General features: G+C 49.8%; 17 protein-coding genes. 2 read left to right on the top strand and 15 right to left on the bottom strand.

Annotation, left to right across the window (positions count from 1 at the left end; all coding sequences use genetic code 11):
* The 7 genes from AB9R92_RS14560 to AB9R92_RS14530 form a co-directional block, all read right to left on the bottom strand.
* Positions 1–1,452, bottom strand: coding sequence for an alpha-amylase family glycosyl hydrolase (locus AB9R92_RS14560; RefSeq protein ID WP_370670180.1), 1,452 nt, complete (start codon positions 1,450–1,452; stop codon positions 1–3).
* Between the two features lie 249 nt (positions 1,453–1,701).
* Positions 1,702–2,076 (bottom strand): YisL family protein, encoded by a 375-nt coding sequence (locus AB9R92_RS14555; RefSeq protein ID WP_370670179.1) that lies wholly within the window; start codon positions 2,074–2,076, stop codon positions 1,702–1,704.
* Between the two features lie 68 nt (positions 2,077–2,144).
* A complete protein-coding gene (locus AB9R92_RS14550) occupies positions 2,145–3,044 on the bottom strand; it encodes a fumarylacetoacetate hydrolase family protein (RefSeq protein WP_370670178.1) in 900 nt (299 codons plus the stop codon).
* 43 nt (positions 3,045–3,087) lie between these two features.
* A complete protein-coding gene (locus AB9R92_RS14545) occupies positions 3,088–4,266 on the bottom strand; it encodes a DUF418 domain-containing protein (RefSeq protein WP_370670177.1) in 1,179 nt (392 codons plus the stop codon).
* Between the two features lie 10 nt (positions 4,267–4,276).
* A complete protein-coding gene (gene addA / locus AB9R92_RS14540; RefSeq protein ID WP_370670176.1) occupies positions 4,277–7,882 on the bottom strand; it encodes a helicase-exonuclease AddAB subunit AddA in 3,606 nt (1,201 codons plus the stop codon).
* A complete protein-coding gene (gene addB / locus AB9R92_RS14535; RefSeq protein WP_370670175.1) occupies positions 7,860–11,336 on the bottom strand; it encodes a helicase-exonuclease AddAB subunit AddB in 3,477 nt (1,158 codons plus the stop codon). Before addB ends, addA begins: the two co-directional genes overlap by 23 nt.
* 73 nt (positions 11,337–11,409) lie before the next feature.
* Positions 11,410–12,042: a TVP38/TMEM64 family protein gene (locus AB9R92_RS14530; RefSeq protein ID WP_370670174.1), complete on the bottom strand. Its 633-nt coding sequence runs from the start codon at positions 12,040–12,042 to the stop codon at positions 11,410–11,412.
* 142 nt (positions 12,043–12,184) lie between these two features.
* Between AB9R92_RS14530 and AB9R92_RS14525 the strand changes: the two genes are divergently transcribed.
* Together AB9R92_RS14525 and AB9R92_RS14520 are read left to right on the top strand one after the other, a co-directional pair.
* Entirely contained in the window at positions 12,185–12,877 is a 693-nt protein-coding gene (locus AB9R92_RS14525) for an AzlC family ABC transporter permease (protein WP_370670173.1), read from the top strand.
* Complete coding sequence (locus AB9R92_RS14520; RefSeq protein WP_370670172.1) at positions 12,877–13,185, top strand: AzlD domain-containing protein; 309 nt, start codon at positions 12,877–12,879, stop codon at positions 13,183–13,185. The genes AB9R92_RS14525 and AB9R92_RS14520 overlap by 1 nt, the downstream gene beginning before the upstream one ends.
* A 12-nt stretch (positions 13,186–13,197) precedes the next feature.
* Here the strand turns inward: AB9R92_RS14520 and AB9R92_RS14515 are convergent, their stop codons facing one another.
* The 8 genes from AB9R92_RS14515 to cccB all read right to left on the bottom strand — a co-directional run bounded on the left by AB9R92_RS14515 (position 13,198) and on the right by cccB (position 20,360).
* Complete coding sequence (locus AB9R92_RS14515) at positions 13,198–13,455, bottom strand: CsbA family protein (RefSeq protein WP_370670171.1); 258 nt, start codon at positions 13,453–13,455, stop codon at positions 13,198–13,200.
* A 12-nt stretch (positions 13,456–13,467) separates the two neighbouring features.
* Positions 13,468–14,625, bottom strand: coding sequence for a PDZ domain-containing protein (locus tag AB9R92_RS14510; RefSeq protein ID WP_370670170.1), 1,158 nt, complete (start codon positions 14,623–14,625; stop codon positions 13,468–13,470).
* 81 nt (positions 14,626–14,706) lie between these two features.
* A complete protein-coding gene (locus tag AB9R92_RS14505; protein ID WP_370670169.1) occupies positions 14,707–15,813 on the bottom strand; it encodes a trans-sulfuration enzyme family protein in 1,107 nt (368 codons plus the stop codon).
* On the bottom strand, positions 15,813–16,400 hold the full coding sequence (locus tag AB9R92_RS14500; protein WP_370670168.1) for a redoxin domain-containing protein: 588 nt from the start codon (positions 16,398–16,400) through the stop codon (positions 15,813–15,815). Before AB9R92_RS14500 ends, AB9R92_RS14505 begins: the two co-directional genes overlap by 1 nt.
* A gap of 169 nt (positions 16,401–16,569) precedes the next feature.
* The gene (locus AB9R92_RS14495; RefSeq protein ID WP_370670167.1) at positions 16,570–18,069 is read right to left on the bottom strand and encodes a murein hydrolase activator EnvC family protein; all 1,500 of its coding nucleotides are present in this window, start codon (positions 18,067–18,069) and stop codon (positions 16,570–16,572) included.
* A 111-nt stretch (positions 18,070–18,180) separates the two neighbouring features.
* Complete coding sequence (gene ftsX / locus AB9R92_RS14490; protein WP_370670166.1) at positions 18,181–19,065, bottom strand: permease-like cell division protein FtsX; 885 nt, start codon at positions 19,063–19,065, stop codon at positions 18,181–18,183.
* A complete protein-coding gene (gene ftsE, locus AB9R92_RS14485; protein WP_370670165.1) occupies positions 19,055–19,741 on the bottom strand; it encodes a cell division ATP-binding protein FtsE in 687 nt (228 codons plus the stop codon). The genes ftsX and ftsE overlap by 11 nt, the downstream gene beginning before the upstream one ends.
* A 271-nt stretch (positions 19,742–20,012) precedes the next feature.
* Positions 20,013–20,360: a cytochrome c551 gene (cccB, locus tag AB9R92_RS14480; RefSeq protein WP_370670164.1), complete on the bottom strand. Its 348-nt coding sequence runs from the start codon at positions 20,358–20,360 to the stop codon at positions 20,013–20,015.
* Positions 20,361–20,406: the final 46 nt, after the last annotated feature.

Genomic DNA, 20,406 nt, shown 5'->3' with positions numbered 1-20,406 from the left:
TTACTTATTCTGTTTTGCCGCTTCATCCGCTTTCCGTTGCTTGCCCTTTTTCCAGACAATCCATAAGAAGCCCATGAAAATCAAATACATTAGCCCCAGAGTGACGATATAAGCCGTATTCAGCCCTCGTTTTTCCGTAATGTGGTAAGTTTCCACCAATTCACGGTCTAATGTGAGGCGGTACTGACCGTCTTCATCCGGGCGGACAATGTCGCTTTCGAACAGCCCTCGCAGTTCCATTCCTTCGCCGATGACCTCCGGCGCCAAACTCAAGTTTTTCGTTTCGGAAGCGTTATTGATCGCGATGATCCAGGCTTCTTCCTCATTCGAACGCTTATAGACCATCCAGCCTTCTTCTTCGTGAAGCAATTCCAAATCTCCCGTGCGCAATGCTTCAGATGAATTGCGCAGTGAGTTTAAATTGGTGATGTAGTCGATCAATTCCTTTTCGACCGCCATATCCAAAATCTGGTGCGATTCCGGCAACGCCTCGCCGTTCATCGCCGTTTCAGAACCGTACTGGACGACCGGGATGCCCGGCATGGTCAATAATTGCGCAAACAACATGTGCCAGCGGGTCGGCGGATAGCCTCTTGATTCGACGATGTCTGACGTAAAGCGGGAACCGTCAAGTGAATCAACACGGATCAATTGGCCTTCTGTTTGTTGCATCAACTCAGGGACATCGGCTAAGGACTGGTCAAAATTCCGATAGCTGTCGCGGAGCGTCTGTTCTACCCCTTCCTGCACGACTGCATCAAATCCAGCCTGGCGCTCCATTTCGGCATCTGCCAGCACGTAAAACCCTTGCTGCTCTTTCATGGCAGCAGAAAAGCTTTCTACAAATGCCGGGTCCAGTTCCTCTGAATCCTGCAAGCGGACTCCGTCTATTCCGTATGTATCGCGGAAGTCGCTGAACATTTCGATCAAGGCTTGTTGGACTTCTTCATTCCCTGTATCGAGCGAAAGGGTCTGGTCCCCGTTTTCAGTAAACCATCCAGGATTTTCCTGTGCCCATACATGATCTACATTCACTTGTTGTGTTGGCAAGTCGACGATGACTTTCATCTCGCCTTCATGCACTTCATCGATGAGCGACTGGAATTCTTCCGCCGTTCCGAAATGGCGTTCCAATTGGCTATAATCCAGTACTTGCCGCCCATCATAGCTTGCGGTCTGAAAGACTGGCCCAACCGATAGCACCGTAAAGCCCATATCCCGGACGTGCGCAAGTTCGCTTTCCATTCCTGAGAAATCACCGCCGTTGAATGATGCCGGATCAGTGGAGTCCACTTCATAATCATTTTGGATCTGTTTATTGAAATAGCGGTCTACGAGAACGTCGTAGATGCTTTCGTCTTCGATTGTGCGGGTCTCTTCAGCTGCCACACCAGCTGTTGACGGCAATAACAATGCTGCTGCCAACGCCCAAATCATCGTTTTTCTTTTCAAGTCCGTACTCCTCCTTCAATGAGGCCAAGATGATGCTCACCCGGTCTATTTTATCAAACTCGCCTGGCTGCCGCTATGTCAGATTCGTGAAAGCGCCGCTGTTTATGCATAGTTTCGTCCAAACTGTGAAATTCCCCCGGAGGAATAGCCCTATTTTTTCTATTTCGAGGACAACACAAAAAAGCTGCACGTTCCCCTTCAGTAAAAACCGATAAGGAACGTGCAGCTTTCAATTGGATGCAATGCCATTTATGCCAAGAAGTTAAATCCGACAGGCAACTTAAAGCCGAGGAACAAAGTCACGAGCAAGAATACTGCAAACAATGCCCAGAACAAAGTTACGGGCTTTTGTTTCTTGCCGCGCACGAGCACCATTTCCATCATGCCGATGGTCAATAGCCCGAATAGGAATTTCAAGCCGTAAAGCATGGCATCGTATGACGAATGTTCGATGAACAGTGTCAGCCCGGTAATGATGATCAAAACGTAAACCAGTCTCGTGATCATATGGACGATTTTACGCCCCTTGCTGTCGCGGTGCATAAATGCAGCCACGAGGAAAAGCACGATGCCCACTACCCACATGGTAATGTGAAGATGTGTTGTATCAGTTAAAAATCCCAAAAGCTCACCTCATTTAATATAGTCCCCTCAAGTTTACCACATGCAGGACAATTGGAAGTGATTGTTCCTTATGACAAATGTGTGACGAGTGTGCCGATTGACTGGATGGATACTTTGATCGTATCGCCCGCTTTCAAGAACTTCGGCGGATTGAATCCTTTGCCGACGCCAGCCGGGGTTCCGGTCAGGATGACATCACCCGGTTCGAGTGCCACCGATTTGGAGATTTCTGCGATCAGCTCGTCCACACGGCGGATCATGTTCTCCGTATTGCCGTTTTGGCGAACTTCGTCGTTCACTTTCGTCACGAGGGACAGATTCTGCGATTGCGGGATTTCATCCTTGGTCACCAAATACGGACCCATCGGGCAAGAGCCTGGCAAGCTTTTCCCCAGGAAGTATTGCTGGTGTTTTTCCTGAAGGTCGCGAGCAGTCAAATCGAGCGCGATGGTGTAGCCGAATACATGGTCGTAAGCCAGCTGTTTCGGGATCTTATGACCGGCTTTGCCGATCACGACAGCCAGTTCGCCTTCGTAGTCGTAAGAATCGGTCACCTCTGCATGCACAGAGACCGTTTCTTCATCGGCAGCGACGGTATTCGGCGCTTTCGTGAAAACGACCATTTCCGTTGGTGCCTGCCCGCCCATTTCTTCTGCATGGTCAGCATAGTTCTTGCCGATGCAGATAAAGTTTTTCGGAGGTCTCGGGACAGGGGCCTGCCATTCGATTTCCGAAAAAGAGTGTTTGAATTGCTCAGGGGTTTCCGATTGGACAGCCGCCTCCGTCAATTTGCGGATCTGTTCCACAAATTCCATTCCTTGCGACACTCCATCAATCAGCTTATCCGGAAATTCCGGCAATACTTCCAGCTGCTCCTGGATGGCGAGGACATCCCACACGGCTTCTTCTTTTTTAACTTTTGGTCCAAAACGTTCTTCTCCTTGAAAGCGAAACGATAGAAGTTTCATTCGTCAAACACTCCTTTTCTGTGATTGCATTCATTATACACATTCAGCGTTTTGAATTGTGGCTTTTTTCAAAATTATTTCCGTACGTCCAGCGGCGCCAGATCATTTCAATCGGCCCCCGGTTGAATTTACTGAACCACAGTTCCGCAAAAATCAATTGGACAACGAATATACCGAGAGCAATCAAGGTGCCGGTCAATAGATCCACTTGGCCGTATAAACCCAGGCCGAAGGAATAGAAAATGCTCGTCGCGATGATCGATTGCGTGATATAGATGGTCATCGACATCCTTCCTGCTTTGACCAGCGGCGACAAGACTTTGATGAATGTCACGTTGAGCGACAACAAGGCAATGATTCCAGCGTAACCGATCGAAACAAGCGGCCCGCCGAACATTTCCTGGACGTACTGATAGGCATAATTCTTATCGAAAAAATACGGAGTCGATTTTAACAGCAACCCCGCCGTAAGCGAGACGGCTGTAAGCACGAGCCAGGTCTTTTTCTTGGCAGCTGCTTGTTCGATCATACGCCATTTCGCTGCGGCCGCCCCAATCATCATGAGCGGCAGAATGGTGACGGTCATGATGATGAAGCTAAACGGATTATTGACATAATACCAATCCGTTAAGCGCCGGCTGAATATTTCAGCGAAATTGCCCGATTGATAGGCAGCTATCGACTGCTCGGCTTCCTGATAGCCGATATAGATGTTCGGGTCGACCATGACCGCCAGAAACATGATGACGGTGAACATTAGATGCGGAAGCGTGTACAGTAAGACCCCAAGGCCCAGAAGCCAAGCGGGCGGAAGCCGCAGCATCCCGATCAATAACAAGCCCATGAGTGCATAGGTGATCAAAATATCCCCGTACCAGATCAAAAAAGCATGAGCGATCCCGAATGCCAGCAAAACCAATAAACGCTTGACGGCAACCGGCATAAATGGCTGTCCAGATGCTTGGGCGCGCATAAACTGCATCATCAGCCCATAGCCGAACAGCATCGAGAATAAGGGATAAAAACTTGCCTGGACGAAAAGATCCAAGCCCGCGAAGATGGTTTGATCCATATTGCTGCTGAACCATTTATAGGGATCGATGTAAGTTAAAGGCGTGTGGAAGGCCAGCATATTGATGAGCAGGATTCCGAACAATGAAAATCCCCTCATCAAATCGATGGCGTCCACCCGTTCATGTAAAGAAATCGGTTGTAATTTCAAAATAATCCTCCTAGACTTCCACTTCTTCATTTGTAGCGAACAGATACAAGACACGCTGTTTTATCGGAATGCGCAAAATCGCTTCCACCGCTTCTTGGTAAATTGACAATTGAATCGAGTAGCGCTCTTTCATGGCCGATTGGACATTGCCCATCCCGCGCGTTTGATCCGTTTTGTAATCGAGCAGGACCCATTCACCCTTTTCCTTGAACAGGCAATCGACGATCCCTTGGACGATCTGATGGTCGCCGTCTTTATCAGCGCGTGCATAGGTGAACGGAACTTCCCGCCTGACATCCTCAGCGTCCATCAGGCGCTGTGCGATCGTACTATGGAAGAACGCCTCGACTTGTTCAGCTTTGACAGCCTGCGCTTCTTCTTTTGTAAGAATTTCGCGTCCCGTCAACTCATCGAGAAATTGACGGATTTCCGCTTCATCCATCTTCCGCTCAAGCGGCAAATGCTGCATGACGGTATGGACTGCCGTACCGATATCTGCAGCTGACAGTTTGCGGTCCAGCAGGAAGTCCGGGCGATGAGGCGCTTTCTTTTGCGCTTTCGGCTGATAACCCTGGATGAAAGATTCCGGCTCATCCGAACGCTGCAATAGCTGCAGCCGCTTCATTTCCGTCACCGATTGCTTGGAACGTTTTTCGACTGTTGCCTGGTAGGGATAAGTAAAATCGAACCGGCTGTGGATCAGTGCTGCATCGGCTTCTGCTTCCGGCCGGTCTTGTTGCGCTTCCAGTAAAGGCTGTGGCTCTTCCAAGGAAGCCGTCTCAACAATATCGATTTGGAAGCGTGAATGATGCTCGAGCACTTCTCCGCCTGCATGCAGCTCTTGTGCATCAGGATGCCTGGAAACGGCAGGGCCGATCCAATCCAAATAGGATTTTGCACGCGACCGTTTAAAATCAGGCAACAGCAAATCGCCTGATGCCGTCTTCCACTTTTCCAACAACCGGTCAATGTCTTTTACCGAGGCGGTCAAGTAAAGCTTTTCTTTTGCACGTGTCATCGCTACATACAAGACGCGCATTTCTTCGGCCTTCATCTGCAATTGCTTCATCTCTTTAACGGCAAGATAAGGGAGCGAAGTGTATTCGATGCGTGTGTCGGGATTGACGGCCTTGACCGCTAGCCCATATTGCTGGTCGAATAAATACGGTTTGTGGAAATCCATTTCATTGAACGGCCTTCCGGTCCCTGCAAAAAAGACGACCGGAAATTCCAGGCCTTTCGATTTATGGACGGTCATGAGCCGGACCACATTTTCCTTTTCGCTCAACGATTTCGCCGTTCCCAGGTCATCCCCGCGCTCGCGCATGCGGTCGATAAAGCGCAGGAAGCGGAACAATCCGCGAAAAGCGGTTTTTTCGTATTCGAGGGCTCTGTCGTGAAGGGCGCGCAGATTCGCTTGGCGCTGCTTGCCGTTCGACATGGCACCCGCCATTTCGTAGTAATTCGTATCCAAATACACTTTCCAAATCAACTCCGATAACGAGCCCCTGCGCGCCAAATCCCGCCAAGTGTGAAGGCTGTTCGTAAAGCGTGCCAGCTTGAGCCGAGTGGCTTCACCCATCGTGCCGATGCGGATAAACGCTTTCAATGCATCGTAAAAAGTGCCTTTTGCATCGGCCAGGCGGATCGCCGCCAGCTCATTTTCCTGAAGGCCGAAAAACGGCGCGCGCAAAACGGCGGCAAGCGGAATATCCTGATACGGATTATCGATGACGCGCAATGTATTGAGCATGATCATCACTTCAAGAGCATCGAAATACCCGCCGCTCAGCTCCGCGTAGAGAGGGACACCAGCCATTTTGAATTCATCGGAAAACTCACCCGACCAAGTCATCGACCGCATCAACACGACAATATCGCGGTATTCAAGCGGGCGCTCTTTTCCGCTCCACGGATCATGTACGAGCGTTCCCGCATCGATCATGTGTCGGATCTTTTGCGCAATCCAACGGGCTTCCCATTGTGACTTATCCATATCAACGGGCATTTCTTCCGCTTCTTCCGTTTCCGGTTCATGGACGAGCGTCACGTGGATCGGCACATCGTCGTCGGGATAGGGAGCTTTTGGCTTCAATGCCGCATCTTCATCGTAGCTAATTTCACCGACGCGCTCGCCCATGATCTGCGAAAAGATGTAATTGGTGCCATCGAGCACTTCCTTGCGGCTTCTGAAATTGGCGTTTAAATCGATTCGCAGCCCCGTTCCGTCCGCTTCCCGGCTAAAGCGGGAATACTTTCCTAAGAACAGCATCGGCTCGGCCAGGCGGAAACGGTAGATGGACTGTTTAACATCCCCTACCATGAATAAATTGCCATCTTGTTCACTCCCTGATTTCACAAGGCCAAGTATCGTTTCCTGCAGCATATTCGTATCTTGATATTCATCGACCAAGACTTCCTTGAACCGCGCACGGTAATCCTGTGCAATCGCGGAGGGTTGCCCGCCGTCGCTCAAAATTTCCAGAGCGTAATGCTCCAAATCCGAGAAATCCACCAGGCCGCGGTCAATTTTCAAGGCTTTGTAATCTTTCGCAAAACGCTTCGTCAAATCGACCAATGTTGCCATGAGCGGCGCCATTTCGCGCATTTCCTCAAGGAGGCGCTCAGGCGCACGGGTGAAATAGCCGTCTTTTACATCATTAAAGAGTTTTTTCGCTTCATTTCTCCGCGCTTTCGCTTCTTCCGCCAATTGCGGGTCGCAGGAATCTTTTTTCACAGATGCCAAGCGCTCCCATTTAATGTTTCGTGCATACGCATGAAGAGATGCCCAAGATTCATCCAATGCATCGAGTGCGGCACGGATCAGCGTGGCGTCCATCCGGAAATTCTCTTCCAGTACGTGAGGGCCGTCCGCACGGGTGGCTAACTCCCAACCTTCATCGAGCAAATCAAGCGCTGCTTCGAAACTATGGCGTATCGTCAATTTCAGGTCTTCCATAAATGGCAACTCATCAATTGTGGCATGTTCCGGCACATCGTAGAGCTTCGGCAATTGTTCAAGCCACGCTTCCGGTTCGGGGTGTACACGTGAATAATCGTATAATTTACCCAGCAGGATCTCCATGGCCTGGTCGCTGCGGTCAGAAGTGAAGCTGTCCGCGAGCCTGTAAACTTTCTCGCGCCCTTCGCCTTCATAAGCGGATTCGAGCACCGCTTCCATGACATCATCGCGCAGCAATGCCGCTTCCGTATCGCCCGCAATGCGGAATCCGGGATCGATTTCCAATAAATAGGCGTATTGCTTCACGACTTGCAGACAGAATGAATGCAAGGTGGAAATTTGTGCTTTATTGATCAGCCGCAGCTGCTTTTTCAAATGAACGGATTCCGGCCGTGCTGCGACTGCCTGCTCTAGGGCTGCAGACATGCGGTGGCGCATTTCAGCCGCTGACGCATTCGTGAAGGTGACGACCAGCAGCTCGTCAACGGATACCGGGTCTTGTTCATCGAGCACTTTTTCGATCATCCGGTTAATGAGGACAGCCGTTTTCCCGGAACCCGCTGCAGCCGATACGAGCATATCCTGGCCCTTCGCCCATATCGCCTGCCATTGTTCGTCCGTCCATGTGGCATCATTCGGTTTTTCCGGTATCATCAGCGCTCAACTCCTTGCGTATTTTTTCCACTGCCTGGTCAGGACTCAATACCGGCAATTTTCGGTATGTCTGGTCGGGATCGCTCGGGTCGAATTGGCACACCGCACGGAAATTACAGAATTGGCAAGGCGTGTCATCTTTCAAGCGGTAAGGAGAAACGGCTGTATGGCCGTCCAGAATGCCATTCCCTGCCCCTTGGTGTTTTTTCCGGACAAATTTGCGAATCGTTTCCATGTCGTCTTTTTCGACTGTTTTCGACGACCCTTTTGAGACCGAGCCGTTTTTATTGAGGCGGACCGGGATGACATTCGAGTACCCGTCGATCCGATCGTCCATCGCCTGTATGACATCTGGATCTTCCACGACCAAACCGTTCATCTTGAATGACTTCGCCAGTTCTTCTTCCAGTTCTTCGGCAGTCAATAATTTTGTCATTTTCAGCATCGGGTTGTGCATATGGAAATACAGCACCCCTGCCGGTTCCGCCTGCTCCCCGAGCCAGCGCTTCGAATGGGTCAGCGCCACATCCAAATAAGTGAAGGTCTGGAGCGCCAGTCCGTGGTAAACTTCGCCGAGATCCAGGCCTTGCTTGGAAGATTTATAATCGACGACCCGCAAATATGGCTTGCCCCCGATATCGGTCGAATCGATGCGGTCAATGCGCCCCCTGACATTCATCTTGCGCCCGCGATCGAGCGGAATGTCGAGCGGCGGAATCGCTTCTTTCGTGCCGAATCCTACTTCGAGCGCGACCGGCACGAAGCCGGACACTTGTGCATGTTTGCTCAACATGAACGCCGTCTGGCGGATGATGCCTTCAAGTTTGTACTGGATGTACCGGTAGCGATGCGAACTCAACAGGATCTGGTTGACGAAATAAGGGGATAATTGCTCGATCGCCCGCTTCGCGAGATCCGCGCATTGTTCTTTGCTGAGCGACGACCAGGAAACGCCGAGTTGCATCACTTCATCGGAAATCCATTTGATTGCGGCATGGAATAAATCCCCCATTGCCGGCGCCGCCAAACGGTATTGGCTGCGTTCTTCGAGTTTCAAGCCATATGCTGCATAATGGGCGAATTGGCAACTGTGGTAAGTCTCGATGCGCGATACGCTCGAGGCGATCGGCGCACCGTAAAGCGATTCCGCGATCTCTTCCGATAACTTTTCCGCTTTTGCATGGCTCAGGGGCTTGAACACCCGGTCGATGATCGATGACCACAACGGGTCTTCCCGGTAGTAATCGAGCACGGCCTGCCACTGCCCACTAAGCTCGCCGCTCCTGATTTGTGCAGCCAGGTGCGAAAGCGTTGCGCGCGGATGCGTAATGTATTCCAAGGCATCGGGTTCGTGCAGTTCTTCCGGGCCGATCGCTGCCAATTTCGGTTCAATCTGAAGCAGGTCGGTAATTTTCCTGATGTATAAAGAAGGCAATAAAGCCTTTCCTTCCTCGTCTGCAATCGGGTAAGAGACGCTCAGCCGGTCGGAAGCAGAAGAGAACGAGCGATACGCCATATACGTTTCATCCATCAACCGCATGCGTGAGCTTGGGGCGAGTTCGATGCCGATTTTCTGGAACCACTCACGTTCCGCATCCGTCAAGAGCCCTTCGTGTTCGATGCGCTGCGGCAAGACGCCATCATTTGCGCCGATGATGAAGACCGACCGGATGTCCATCAAGCGCGCCAGGTCCATTTTGGCGATGGTCACTTGATCGAGCGACGGCGGAATGCGGGAAAACTCCAATGTTTCAAAACCTTCATCGAGAATCCGCGCTGCGCTTTGAAGATCCAGTTCTTTGTCCCCGAACATCAGGACGAATTGGTCCAGCACGCCGACCCATTGATTCCACGCCTGCTCGTGCTCTGTCGCGGCAAGCAATTGATGAGCGGCTTCCTCGCGGTCTTTCAGCAGCTGGATTTTCGCATAGACATCGAGCTCTTCGATAAATTGAAACAACGCTGTGGCAAAGTCCCGGCCGGTAACACAGTCTCCAAGTCGGGTTTTCAAACGCTCAAGCGGGTCGCGGACCACATCCCTGACAGTCTGCAATTCCATCTGAAGCGCCAATTCCTCGTCTGTCTGGATGCCTGAATGAAACTCGAGCCCACGGTATTTTTTATAGACCCAGCGCTTGTCATCAAACCAGCGGTCTCCGTATATGCCATTGGCCAGGACGAAATTCTCCAGTTGGTCTCCCCGCTCCCGCCATTTGCTGACATTGCCTTCCGGAAAGAACAAATCCGTCTTCAATGCACGGAAAATCGGTTCATACGCATAATTGCCGATGACTGCTTCGAGTGCAGAACGGCTGAATTCGATCAATGGGTGATGAAGCATCGATTTTTTTTGGCTAATGAAATAAGGGATGTCGTATTGGGGAAAAATGGTATTGATCAGTTCGTCATACACTTCGGGCTGGCGGTACAGCACCGCTATATCGTTGTAGCGGCAGCCATCCATCACCTGCTGCCGGATCGAGCGGGCAAGCTCGTGGATTTCAGCGCGCCGGTTGGACGCTTCGACTACTTCGACAGCTCCTTGCCCTTGGATGGAAGGGGCAGGAAAGGTTTCGATGAACCGTTCGATATGCAAAAGTTCCTCGTTCATGAAACGTTTTGGCTCTTGCAGGTATACTTCCGGTTCCAGCCCGATTCCTTCCGATGCGGCGAGTTCCGTCAAACGGTTTGCCGTGACGGCGGATTGGTAGAATAACGACTGTTCGTCCTCTGTATTGCTCGTGTCATCCATCGGCAAGACGATTGTCACCGACTTGGCGTGCTTCAGCAACTCTTCAATGATTTGGAACTCACGTGCGGTAAAGCTGACGAACCCATCGATATAAATAGCCGAATGCTTGATTGTTTCCGAATGGCGGATCTTCTCGCTTAATAAGCCGAGGTGCCCTTCCGAATCCACGAACACTTTGCCAAGCCTGCGGTCGATTTCCAACAGAATGAGCTCTAAATCCGCTGCTTTGTCCTGCAGCGTCCTTGGGGCCCCCGCCGACTCGAGCGACGAGCGGATAGTGCCGAGTTCGTCGCAATCGATGCAATAACGTGAAAACTCTTTGATCAATTGCTCAATTTGGTCAGTAAAGCCCCGTTTGCCTGCGGCTCTTCTGAACAAGTTAAACTCATCCTTATGTTCTTCAAGCAAGCTGCGGATTAACATGCGGTAGCCAAATGTATCGATTTCCTTGCGGCTGATCCCGCCAACCTCCTGTAATACACGCCAGGCAAGGCGCTTAAAAGTCACGGCTTGTGCACGGATCATGCCATTCATGCCGTATGCGGCAGACAACCGATACTCCGTAGAAAATGACATCTGGTCCGGGACGATGAGGAAAATCGGGTCCCCATCAGCTTGATCTTTTAAGCTGGAGGCGATTTCTTCCTGCACAAAACGGGTTTTGCCGGTACCGGCACGCCCATAAACAATTCGTAAAGACATATACTGCACCCCTTCCGGTAGGAACGTTTGTTCTTAATTATACATTAAACAATTGAAAAGAACGACTTTCCCGTTAAGATAGCCGTTCTTTTTCGCGTTCTTCTTTCGCCCTCTTGAAGTCGGCTTCCACTTTTTTATTGAGCCGCTTCTCCAAAATTTTTCCAATCACATAAAGCAGCACGATGACTGCAATGACGATGCCCGTGCGGACCGGCTGTGTGAACAAGGCACGGACATCATAGCCGACGTAGGAAATCGTCAAGACCATGACGAATTTTCCCGCCATCAAGGTCAATAAATAATAATGGCGGCTGATATTCGATAGCCCCGCCACCAAATTCACCAATGCCGAAGGCGTAAACGGGAAACACAGCAGCAAGAATAAAGGCCCGAAGCCGTTGCGCTCCACCCAATGGATGAGCCTTTCAACTTTCTGGTGGCGCGTCATGAAATTCATGAATCGTGCTTGCCCAAACTTGCGGATTAGCAGGAAGACGGTATACGAGCCGGCGACCGCCCCGCCCCATGACAACAGAAAGCCGAGCCATAGGCCGTAGGCTGTCGCATTGGCGAAAACAAAGACAAAAAGCGGCAAGAACGGCAAAAATGATTCAATGAACGGCAGCAAAAAACCGATGAACGGGCCGAATGCCCGGTAAGATTGCGTTAACTCGACGATGTTTTCCATAGTAAAAAAATCCGACATAGGCTCATTCCTTTTAAATTGCGCGATTTTTCAATAATGAATCTAAAAACAGGAGAAATTATGCTATGCTATTATAATTACTTTACACTCTTTCTCCCATTTTGGAAAAGAGAAATACTTGCGGCAAAAGGAGCGGAACAAATTGCAGGAACACGGATTCTCTTCGGGATTAAAAGCCGGCGCCAGCATCGCCATCGGTTATTTCCCGGTCGCGTTGACTTTTGGGTTGCTGGCAAAGACGACAGGGTTATCGCTGATCGAAGCGACCGCCATGAGCATCTTCGTTTTTGCCGGCGCTGCCCAGTACATATCACTTTCCCTCATCACAGCCGGTGTACTCCCGGCACTCATTGTCGTCAATACGTTCATCGTCAACATCCGCCACTTTCTGATGACGGCCGCGTTGAACGAAAAGATGGAACCCGATGCACACTGGAAAAAAGCGCTATATGCATTCGGCATCACCGATGAAACGTTTACGGTATTGGCCACGCAGCCTGGCGACAAGATCCGCACCTCATTTGCGGCCGGGGTCATCGCCATTTCCTATGGCAGCTGGGTTGTGTTCACTTCGCTCGGCCATCTGATCGGCGCCAGCCTTCCTGCTTTTTTGCAGGCTTCCATGTCGATCGCCCTGTATGCGATGTTCGTCGGCTTGCTCGTGCCGTCCATGAAAGGCAACCGGAAAGTCGTCAGCCTGGCATTGATTGCCGCCCTGTTTAACTCGATGTTCTATTTCACCGGCTGGCTGTCCACCGGTTGGGCGATCATGGTTTCGACACTCGCTTCGGCGATCATCATTGAACTGGTTTCACGGAAAGGAGTTGCCGCCTGATGGGTGCCTGGTTTTGGTGGATGATTTTTGGAATGGCCGTTGTTACATATATTCCACGCGCAATACCGTTAACTTTTTTGGAAGGCCGTGAGTTGCCCGAAACCGTGCAGAATGTGTTGCGCAACATTCCGTATGCGGTGCTTGGAGCATTGATTTTTCCGGCCGTTTTCTTCATACAGGAAAACATTTGGTTTGGCGTCATCGGTGCCGTTTCCGCCTTTGCGATCGCGTTTGCCGGGGCGAACGTCATCCTCGTCGTACTCGGGACCATAGCCATTCTTTCCATATACGGAATTTGGTTCGGATAATAAAAAAAGCCGTCACTCATTTTCATGAGCTTCGGCTTTTTTTCTTTTATGATACATATTGCTCGCATACCAGAAACCAGCTGTCAACGAGGCGGCGTTGACGACGAATAATAGCCAAGTATGCGTGAAGCCGGCATAAACGGCCGCGGCAATTAAAGCCACGGTCAATATAAGGCCGACATAATGGTTGAACGTCACACGCGTAAACAAGACGACGAGAAGGCCGGGCACAAATAGCGATAGAAAAAACTTGGTCATCATTGAATCCATATGCTTCTCTCCTTACTCGACAATCAAGAGGCCCAGGCGGTGATGATCATGACGGAAGACGACATGCTGCCGCAAACGCATTTCCAGGTTATGGTCGATGACTTCCAAACGGCAATGCGCCGCATTGAGCTGGATTGCTTCGTATAATTCCGTTTCATTCGTTACGGTCGTGCCGTTTACTTTGCGGATGATTTCCCCGCGCACAAGCCCCATCTTCTCTGCAGGAGATCCCGGAAGAACGTCGATGATCATGACGCCCTGCGCTTGTGGGGTCACGGTATAATTCCCGCTGCGTTCTTTCTGCGCATAATACAAGCTAATTCCCAAGCGGAACAACGCTCCAGCAGCCAAGGCGATGATTGCCATCGGCTGCCAAAGGAAACCGAATAAGGCAAGGGCGATCGTCAAGACAGCCGACCAAGCGACCGATTTCGCGATTTTAGGGTATAGATAGACGGGCAGTGTCCGTTTACTGCGCCCTTGGAACCCAAAGACCAGCGGGAACAAAATAAAGGAAAAGGCTGTTTCCCCAATCGGGATCTGTGGCCAGTACGGTGCGTATTCCGAGATCATTTCTCCAGGTACGACCAGAACAGCGGGTATGAGCCATAGCCGGCGAGAAATATAAGCAGCGGCACGCAAACCGCGAGCCGATTTGTGCAAACGCGGTGAAGCTGCAGCGGCAGCTGACTTTTCGATCATGCGGCTTTCAATGAACAGCAAAAGCCCTGCAATCAACGCGACTGAAATGAGCCAGCCATCCGCAAGCCCTCTGCCTGCCATCTCGGCGAATCCGAGATTGATGGCCCAGTTGTTGGCACCGAATAACCAAACGACCAATGCGGCTGCTCCCGCTAAATAGACGAAAGAAGCGAGGTGGTAAAAACCTGTCAGCATGACGACGATGCTGATGATGCTGAGTGCAATCAGCCATTCCATCGGCACTGCCAGCCCGGCAGCCGCCACGATCGCTGATAAGATCAATGCATAAAGCCAACCATCTTTCAGCAAGCGTTTGAATTCCGTTCCGCCGTACACGATTCGCGTGCGGAAAATGCGGCGTTCTTTTTTTACGCGGAAATATCCAAGCATCGTCGCTGCAAATAATGCGACATAAAAAACAGGGTTGAGAAAAAACATGGCGATTGCCATCAAGAAATCCGTTAACACTCCACTGACACCATCCTTAAGCTAAATGAACTTATCTTCCATTGTACCAAAGATGCAGGGATAGCCCTACATCTTTTTCAATCAGTTAAATGCCAGCTGCAGCTGCCCCAAGATATCTTCGGTGCCTTCGATTCCGGCTGAAAGCCTGATGACGCGCTCAGTCACGCCAATCCGCGCTTTTTCCTCTGCCGATAATGCGCGGTGAGATGTGCCGAACGGATATGAGACGGTTGTTTCGACACCGGCCAAAGTCGGAACGATCTTGATCCAGCCGAGTGATGAGAAGAATTTCGACACGTCGGCTGTTTCAGGCAGTTCAAACGAAACAATCGCGCCTTTCCCCGGATACCATACCCGTGCCTTATCCTGAAGGAAATCGGCAATCGCCTGAGCATTGGCATTCTGCTTTTCCATCCGAAGCGCCAAGGTTTTGACGCCGCGTATCGTCAGCCATGCTTCGAAAGGGCTCAAATTCATGCCGAGATTGACAACACGTTTGGTGGCTTCATCAATCAAATCTGCATCGCCCACTAATACACCTGAGGTCACATCACTATGTCCGCCGAGATATTTCGTTGCGCTATGTACGACCAGATCTACGCCTTCCACATAAGGCGTATACGTATAAGGCGTTGCGAAGGTATTGTCGATCATCACTTTCACGCCGTATTGATTTTTTAACCGGACAAGCCCTTCAATGTCTTCAATCCGCAGGAATGGATTGGTGATCGATTCACTCAAAATCATTTTCACTTCCGGGAAATCAACCAAAATCTGTTCAATGAGGCTGGTATCCGAGAAATCCGCAAAATGGACCGTAATGCCAAGCCTTTTTAATTCTTCTTTCAACAAATGGAAAGTGCCTCCGTAAACATCCTCTGCAGCGAGGATATGGTCTCCCGCTTCTGCAACAGAGAGGATACCGGCTAGTATCGCTGACATGCCGGAAGACGCAGCAACGCCTTTCGGGGCTCCTTCGAGCTGTGCGACCGTTTGCCCAAGTGCATCCGTATTCGGGTTCGCAGTGCGCGTGTAGAGGTAAGTGCCATTTCCTTCGTAATAGCCTTCCAATTCTTCCAAAGAAGAAAAAGAGAAAGCCGAGGTTTGATATAGCGGCATGACTTTCGGGCGGATCGTCCGCTCTTCCATGCCGGCTGTGTGTACAGATTTCGTCTCGATTGATGTCATTATGATTCCCCCTCATTGATTTCTTCGATAAATCCATTCATCATTTCTTCATCCATCGGGCCGACAACCTTATGGAGCACACGGCCTTCTCTATCTATGATATAGGAAGTCGGAATGGAGAATGCTTGGTAGAGCGACCCGATCTCCCCATCCACGTCCATCGGAATCGGAAAGCTCAAACCGAACTCTTCCACAAATTTTTCAATTTCCGGCATGCCGCGATCTTCTGTCGTCAAATTGACAGCGACCACTTCGACATCTTTATCCTGTTGATTTTCATAAAAAGATTGCATATGCGGCATTTCCGCACGGCAAGGCGGGCACCAAGTCGCCCAGAAATTAAGGATGACCGCTTTTCCACGATAATCCGACAAACGCATTTCCTCGCCTGTTAAGCTCGTCAATTCAAAGTCAGGAGCCAATTCGCCTCTTGCCAAACCTTCGTCAGTCGGCAAAAAATCGACATTGCTGCCAAGAGCCATTTTATTCAGCGCCCGGTCTTCCTTTTGGCTGTCAAAGACTGCCCATACAGCTAGAACGATGACCAGAACGGCTGCAACCAGGAGCCCGATCATTTTTTTCGACATTCTTTTCACTCCATTCCGTTACCATCATACGATAAACGAACTGCCCGTAGCCAGTAAATTCGCCGGAATTGCCCCGCAATATATTGTGTCATTGAAAAAAACCGCTAAGGCCACTTTCCGAAACTTCACACATACTGAAGCGGAAAGAATGGCCTTGGCGGCTTTTGGATTAATACGAGAGATAATTGGCCGGATTCACGGCATTGCTGCGCGAACCGTTCCAAGAGCCCACATGAATTTCGAAATGCAAGTGAGGCCCTGTCGAACGGCCGGTATTGCCCATGCCGCCGATATATTGACGCTGTTCGACTTTCTGGCCGACCGATACGCCGATCGAGTTCAGATGAGCGTATACAGTTGCATACGGCTGTCCGTTAATCGAATGGTTGATGATGATGACATTGCCGTAGCCGCCCATGGACCCTGCGTAGGATACGAACCCTGCAGCGGATGCCACGATAGGAGTGCCTGGGCTGTTGGCGATATCATAACCAAGATGTGATTCGTGGCCGTCTCCGATATCACGCCCGCCAAATCCTGAGGTATGGCGCCCTGCAGCCGGCATCACAAAGTTTGCTGATGGCTTAACGACAGGAGCCGGTGCTGGTGTTGGTGCCGGAGTCGGTGCTGGTGCCGGGCTCGCAGTGCTGGCACTTGCGGCTGAAGACTTAGCAGCAGCTTTTTCCGCTGCTGCTTTTTCAGCTGCAGCGCGTTCAGCTGCGGCTTTCTCTGCCGCTGCACGCTCAGCTGCGGCCTTTTCGGCTGCTGCTTTTTCTGCCGCCGCTTTTCGTTCCGCTTCTGCAATACGCGCGCGTTCAGCTTCTTCTTGCTGAGCCAACTTCGCCATGCGGGATTGCTGCCCCATGATCTGCTTTTCGACTGCAGCGCTGACTTCTAGCGCTTCTTCGTGTTGTGCTTCCAAATTGTTCTTTTCTGAAGCTAAACGCTTTTGCTCAGCTTCCATTTGCTTTTTCAAGCCTGCTTGTTCTTTTTTCTGGCTATCCAATGAAGCTTTCAATGTAACCAGTTCTGCACGGCGCTCTTCTTGATTGGCGAGAATCGTTTCAACCGCTTCTTTTTTGGCAGCCAATTCTTTTTTATCGGCTGCTTGTTCACGCATGATTTCGCGGTCAGCTTCAATCAAGGTATTGACTGCCGAAAAACGGTCGATAAAGTCGATGAAGCTGTTAGCGCCCAATAGAACATCTATGTACTCGACAGATCCGCCACTCATTTGGATGGCGCGTGCACGTTCTTTCAGGAGTTCAGTGCGTTCGTCGATTTTGCGTTCGAGCTCTTCAATCGCTTCTTTCAATTCATCGATTTCTTCTTTAGTTTGATCGATTTCTGCCTGTACTGTATTGATCTTGGCTTGTGTTTCCTGCATTTTCTTATCCAATTGCTGGATTTCCGAAACGATGCGGTCAAGCTTCGAAGACGTTTTTTTAATCTCGCCTTCTTTCTTTTGGATGCCTGAACTTAAATCCTCTTCTTTTTCTTCCAACTCTTTGCGTTCTTTTTCCAATTTCTGCTGTTCTTTTTGGACTTGCTGTTGCTCTTGTTCCAATTCATCGAGCTTGCTGCTGTTTGCGTGTGCTGAAGGCATCAGCAAAGACAGTGCGAGAATTGATGAAATACCGGACAACATCCATTTAGACTTCGAATTCAAGTTCGTTTTCCCCCTCTGGATTTACGTTCTTTTTCTATGTCTGTATTTTATTTCCTAATTTATGTAAGCTTTAGGCCTATGGTTAACATGCGACCATAGGCCTTGAATTGATTATACACGTAAAAACTTGCGAATGGACATAAAACTTCCCCAAATTCCGATAAAGACACCCATCGCCAAGATCAACGCGCTCACTTGGTAGATGAAAGGTGAAAACTCCAGAAGCTGGAATAGTTCTCCGCTGAGCCGGGGCTGTGCGAATTCCGTGATTCTCTGGTAAAGCAGTATAATGAGGCCGATTGGTATAATGGACCCGAGGATCCCAAGCCACATGCCTTCCAGAATGAATGGAACGCGGACAAACCAATTGGTCGCCCCGACGAGTTTCATGATCTCGATTTCAGTGCGTCGTGCCACGATTGTGATGCGGATCGTATTCGAAATCAAGAACATCGCTGTAAACAATAACGCTAAAATAAGGACCAGGCCGACATTGCGCCCAGCGTTCAGGAAGTTGAAGAGTTTCTCAATTTTTCCTTCCCCGTATTCCACGTCTTCGATATATTCAAGGCCGGCGATTTCTGTTGCTACCGCCTCTGTCTGTTGGGGTTCTGTCGCTTTCACATAGAAAACGTCAAATAATGGATTGCTTTGCTCGAATAGGCTGAGCTCTTCACCAAAGTCAAGAACAAGATCCGTCAATTCTTCTTCCTTAGTTGAAAAATTGGCTGACTCGACGCCATCGAGCCCGGATATTTCTTCCTCAAGCTCTGCAATTTCCTCTTCTTCCGCATCGAGTGATACGAACACTTTGATTTCGACATCGTTTTCCAAGTCATCGGCTATTTTATTCAAGTTCATCATGATCATGACGAACACGCCGACAAGCAGCAAAGTTACGGTGACGGCGCTGACGGATGCAAAAGTCATCCAGCCGTTTCTGCCGAGGCTTTTGAGGCTTTCTTTGATATGGCGGCCAAATGTTCTAATCTTCATAGCCGTAATCACCTCCGGCTGCGTCGCGCACAATCAGCCCGCCTTCAATGGCGATAACGCGATGTCTTAACTTGTTGACGATTTCCCGGTTATGGGTTGCCATGATGATGGTGGTCCCTGTCGAGTTGATCTGTTCGAAAAGGTTCATGATGTCCCATGACGTATCCGGGTCAAGGTTACCCGTCGGCTCATCGGCAATCATGATTTTCGGCGTATTGACGATCGAACGGGCGATTGAAACGCGTTGCTGTTCGCCGCCGGACAATTCCCGCGGAAACATCTTCGCTTTGTGCTTTAGCCCGACCATGTCCAGCACTTCCATGACCCGCTCTTTGATGATTTGTGGCTTTTCCTCGATAACCTCGAGTGCAAACGCCACATTTTCATAGACGTTCAGGCGTGGCAATAGTTTGAAATCCTGGAACACGACGCCGATGTCGCGCCGCAGGAAAGGCACTTTCCGGTTCTTCAATTTCGCGATATCTTTCCCATCGATGAGCATTTGCCCTGAAGACGGGCGTTCTTCACGATACATCATTTTGATGAATGTGGACTTACCGGCTCCGCTCGGCCCGACGATGTATACAAATTCGCCTTGGGCAATCTCAACATTCAATCCGTTGAGTGCCACAATGCCGTTTGGATATTTTTTGTAGACATTTTTCATTTGTATCATTAATAAACCACCTATATTATTTGGCGTTACACCAAATTAGATTTCCCAAGTACATAGCAAATTTTGCAGCACGGTTATTATAACACTCCTAAACCCCTTTTTTGTTACAGTTACATTTCAATTCGGACTCAGAATCGATACAAAGAATTATCTGAAATTTTAATAATATAAGGTCTTAACACACCTTATATTACCTTATTTTTACCATTTATCTTTATTATAGCCTTGTTTTTTGTCAAAAAAAAAAAAATAAACCGGGCATAATGCCGGTTTATTGTTGGCTTGCAAGATATTCTGCTACAGCTTGTGCTTCTTCGCCTTCGATGATGTTAGGCGGCATAGAGCCTTTACCATTTTCAATGACTGACAGGATCTCTTCTTCAGAAAGACGGGACCCTACATCGTTTAATGCCGGGAAGTTGCCTTGACCTTCCAAATTTTCACCGTGGCACGAAATACAGTTTTGCTGAATGACTGCTTCTGCATCCACTGTCGTAGTCTCCGTTTCTGTATCACCGCCAGTATCCGCTGGCTCTTCAGGAGACGTTTCTTCCCCGCCGCCGCATGCACCAAGTACGAGAACTGAACCGAACAATACGGTCATCAATTGCTTTTTCATGAAACTCCTCCTCATCGTCTTGCTTTTTTACCTTCTATAGGAGTAT

Source organism: Planococcus sp. SSTMD024, from assembly GCF_041320495.1.
Lineage (GTDB): Bacteria > Bacillota > Bacilli > Bacillales_A > Planococcaceae > Planococcus.
The sequence above is the reverse complement of the archived record's forward strand: the minus strand, read 5'-3'. Positions and strand labels throughout refer to the sequence as shown.

What these genes read in the sequence shown, in the direction of transcription:
- AB9R92_RS14550 (WP_370670178.1), bottom strand. Translation starts at nt 3,044, where the DNA reads ATGAAACTTCTATCGTTTCGCTTTCAAGGAGAAGAACGTTTTGGACCA.
- addA (WP_370670176.1), bottom strand. Translation starts at nt 7,882, where the DNA reads ATGATACCGGAAAAACCGAATGATGCCACATGGACGGACGAACAATGG.
- addB (WP_370670175.1), bottom strand. Translation starts at nt 11,336, where the DNA reads ATGTCTTTACGAATTGTTTATGGGCGTGCCGGTACCGGCAAAACCCGT.
- AB9R92_RS14530 (WP_370670174.1), bottom strand. Translation starts at nt 12,042, where the DNA reads ATGTCGGATTTTTTTACTATGGAAAACATCGTCGAGTTAACGCAATCT.
- AB9R92_RS14520 (WP_370670172.1), top strand. Translation starts at nt 12,877, where the DNA reads ATGGGTGCCTGGTTTTGGTGGATGATTTTTGGAATGGCCGTTGTTACA.
- AB9R92_RS14515 (WP_370670171.1), bottom strand. Translation starts at nt 13,455, where the DNA reads ATGGATTCAATGATGACCAAGTTTTTTCTATCGCTATTTGTGCCCGGC.
- AB9R92_RS14505 (WP_370670169.1), bottom strand. Translation starts at nt 15,813, where the DNA reads ATGACATCAATCGAGACGAAATCTGTACACACAGCCGGCATGGAAGAG.
- AB9R92_RS14500 (WP_370670168.1), bottom strand. Translation starts at nt 16,400, where the DNA reads ATGTCGAAAAAAATGATCGGGCTCCTGGTTGCAGCCGTTCTGGTCATC.
- ftsX (WP_370670166.1), bottom strand. Translation starts at nt 19,065, where the DNA reads ATGAAGATTAGAACATTTGGCCGCCATATCAAAGAAAGCCTCAAAAGC.
- ftsE (WP_370670165.1), bottom strand. Translation starts at nt 19,741, where the DNA reads ATGATACAAATGAAAAATGTCTACAAAAAATATCCAAACGGCATTGTG.
- cccB (WP_370670164.1), bottom strand. Translation starts at nt 20,360, where the DNA reads ATGAAAAAGCAATTGATGACCGTATTGTTCGGTTCAGTTCTCGTACTT.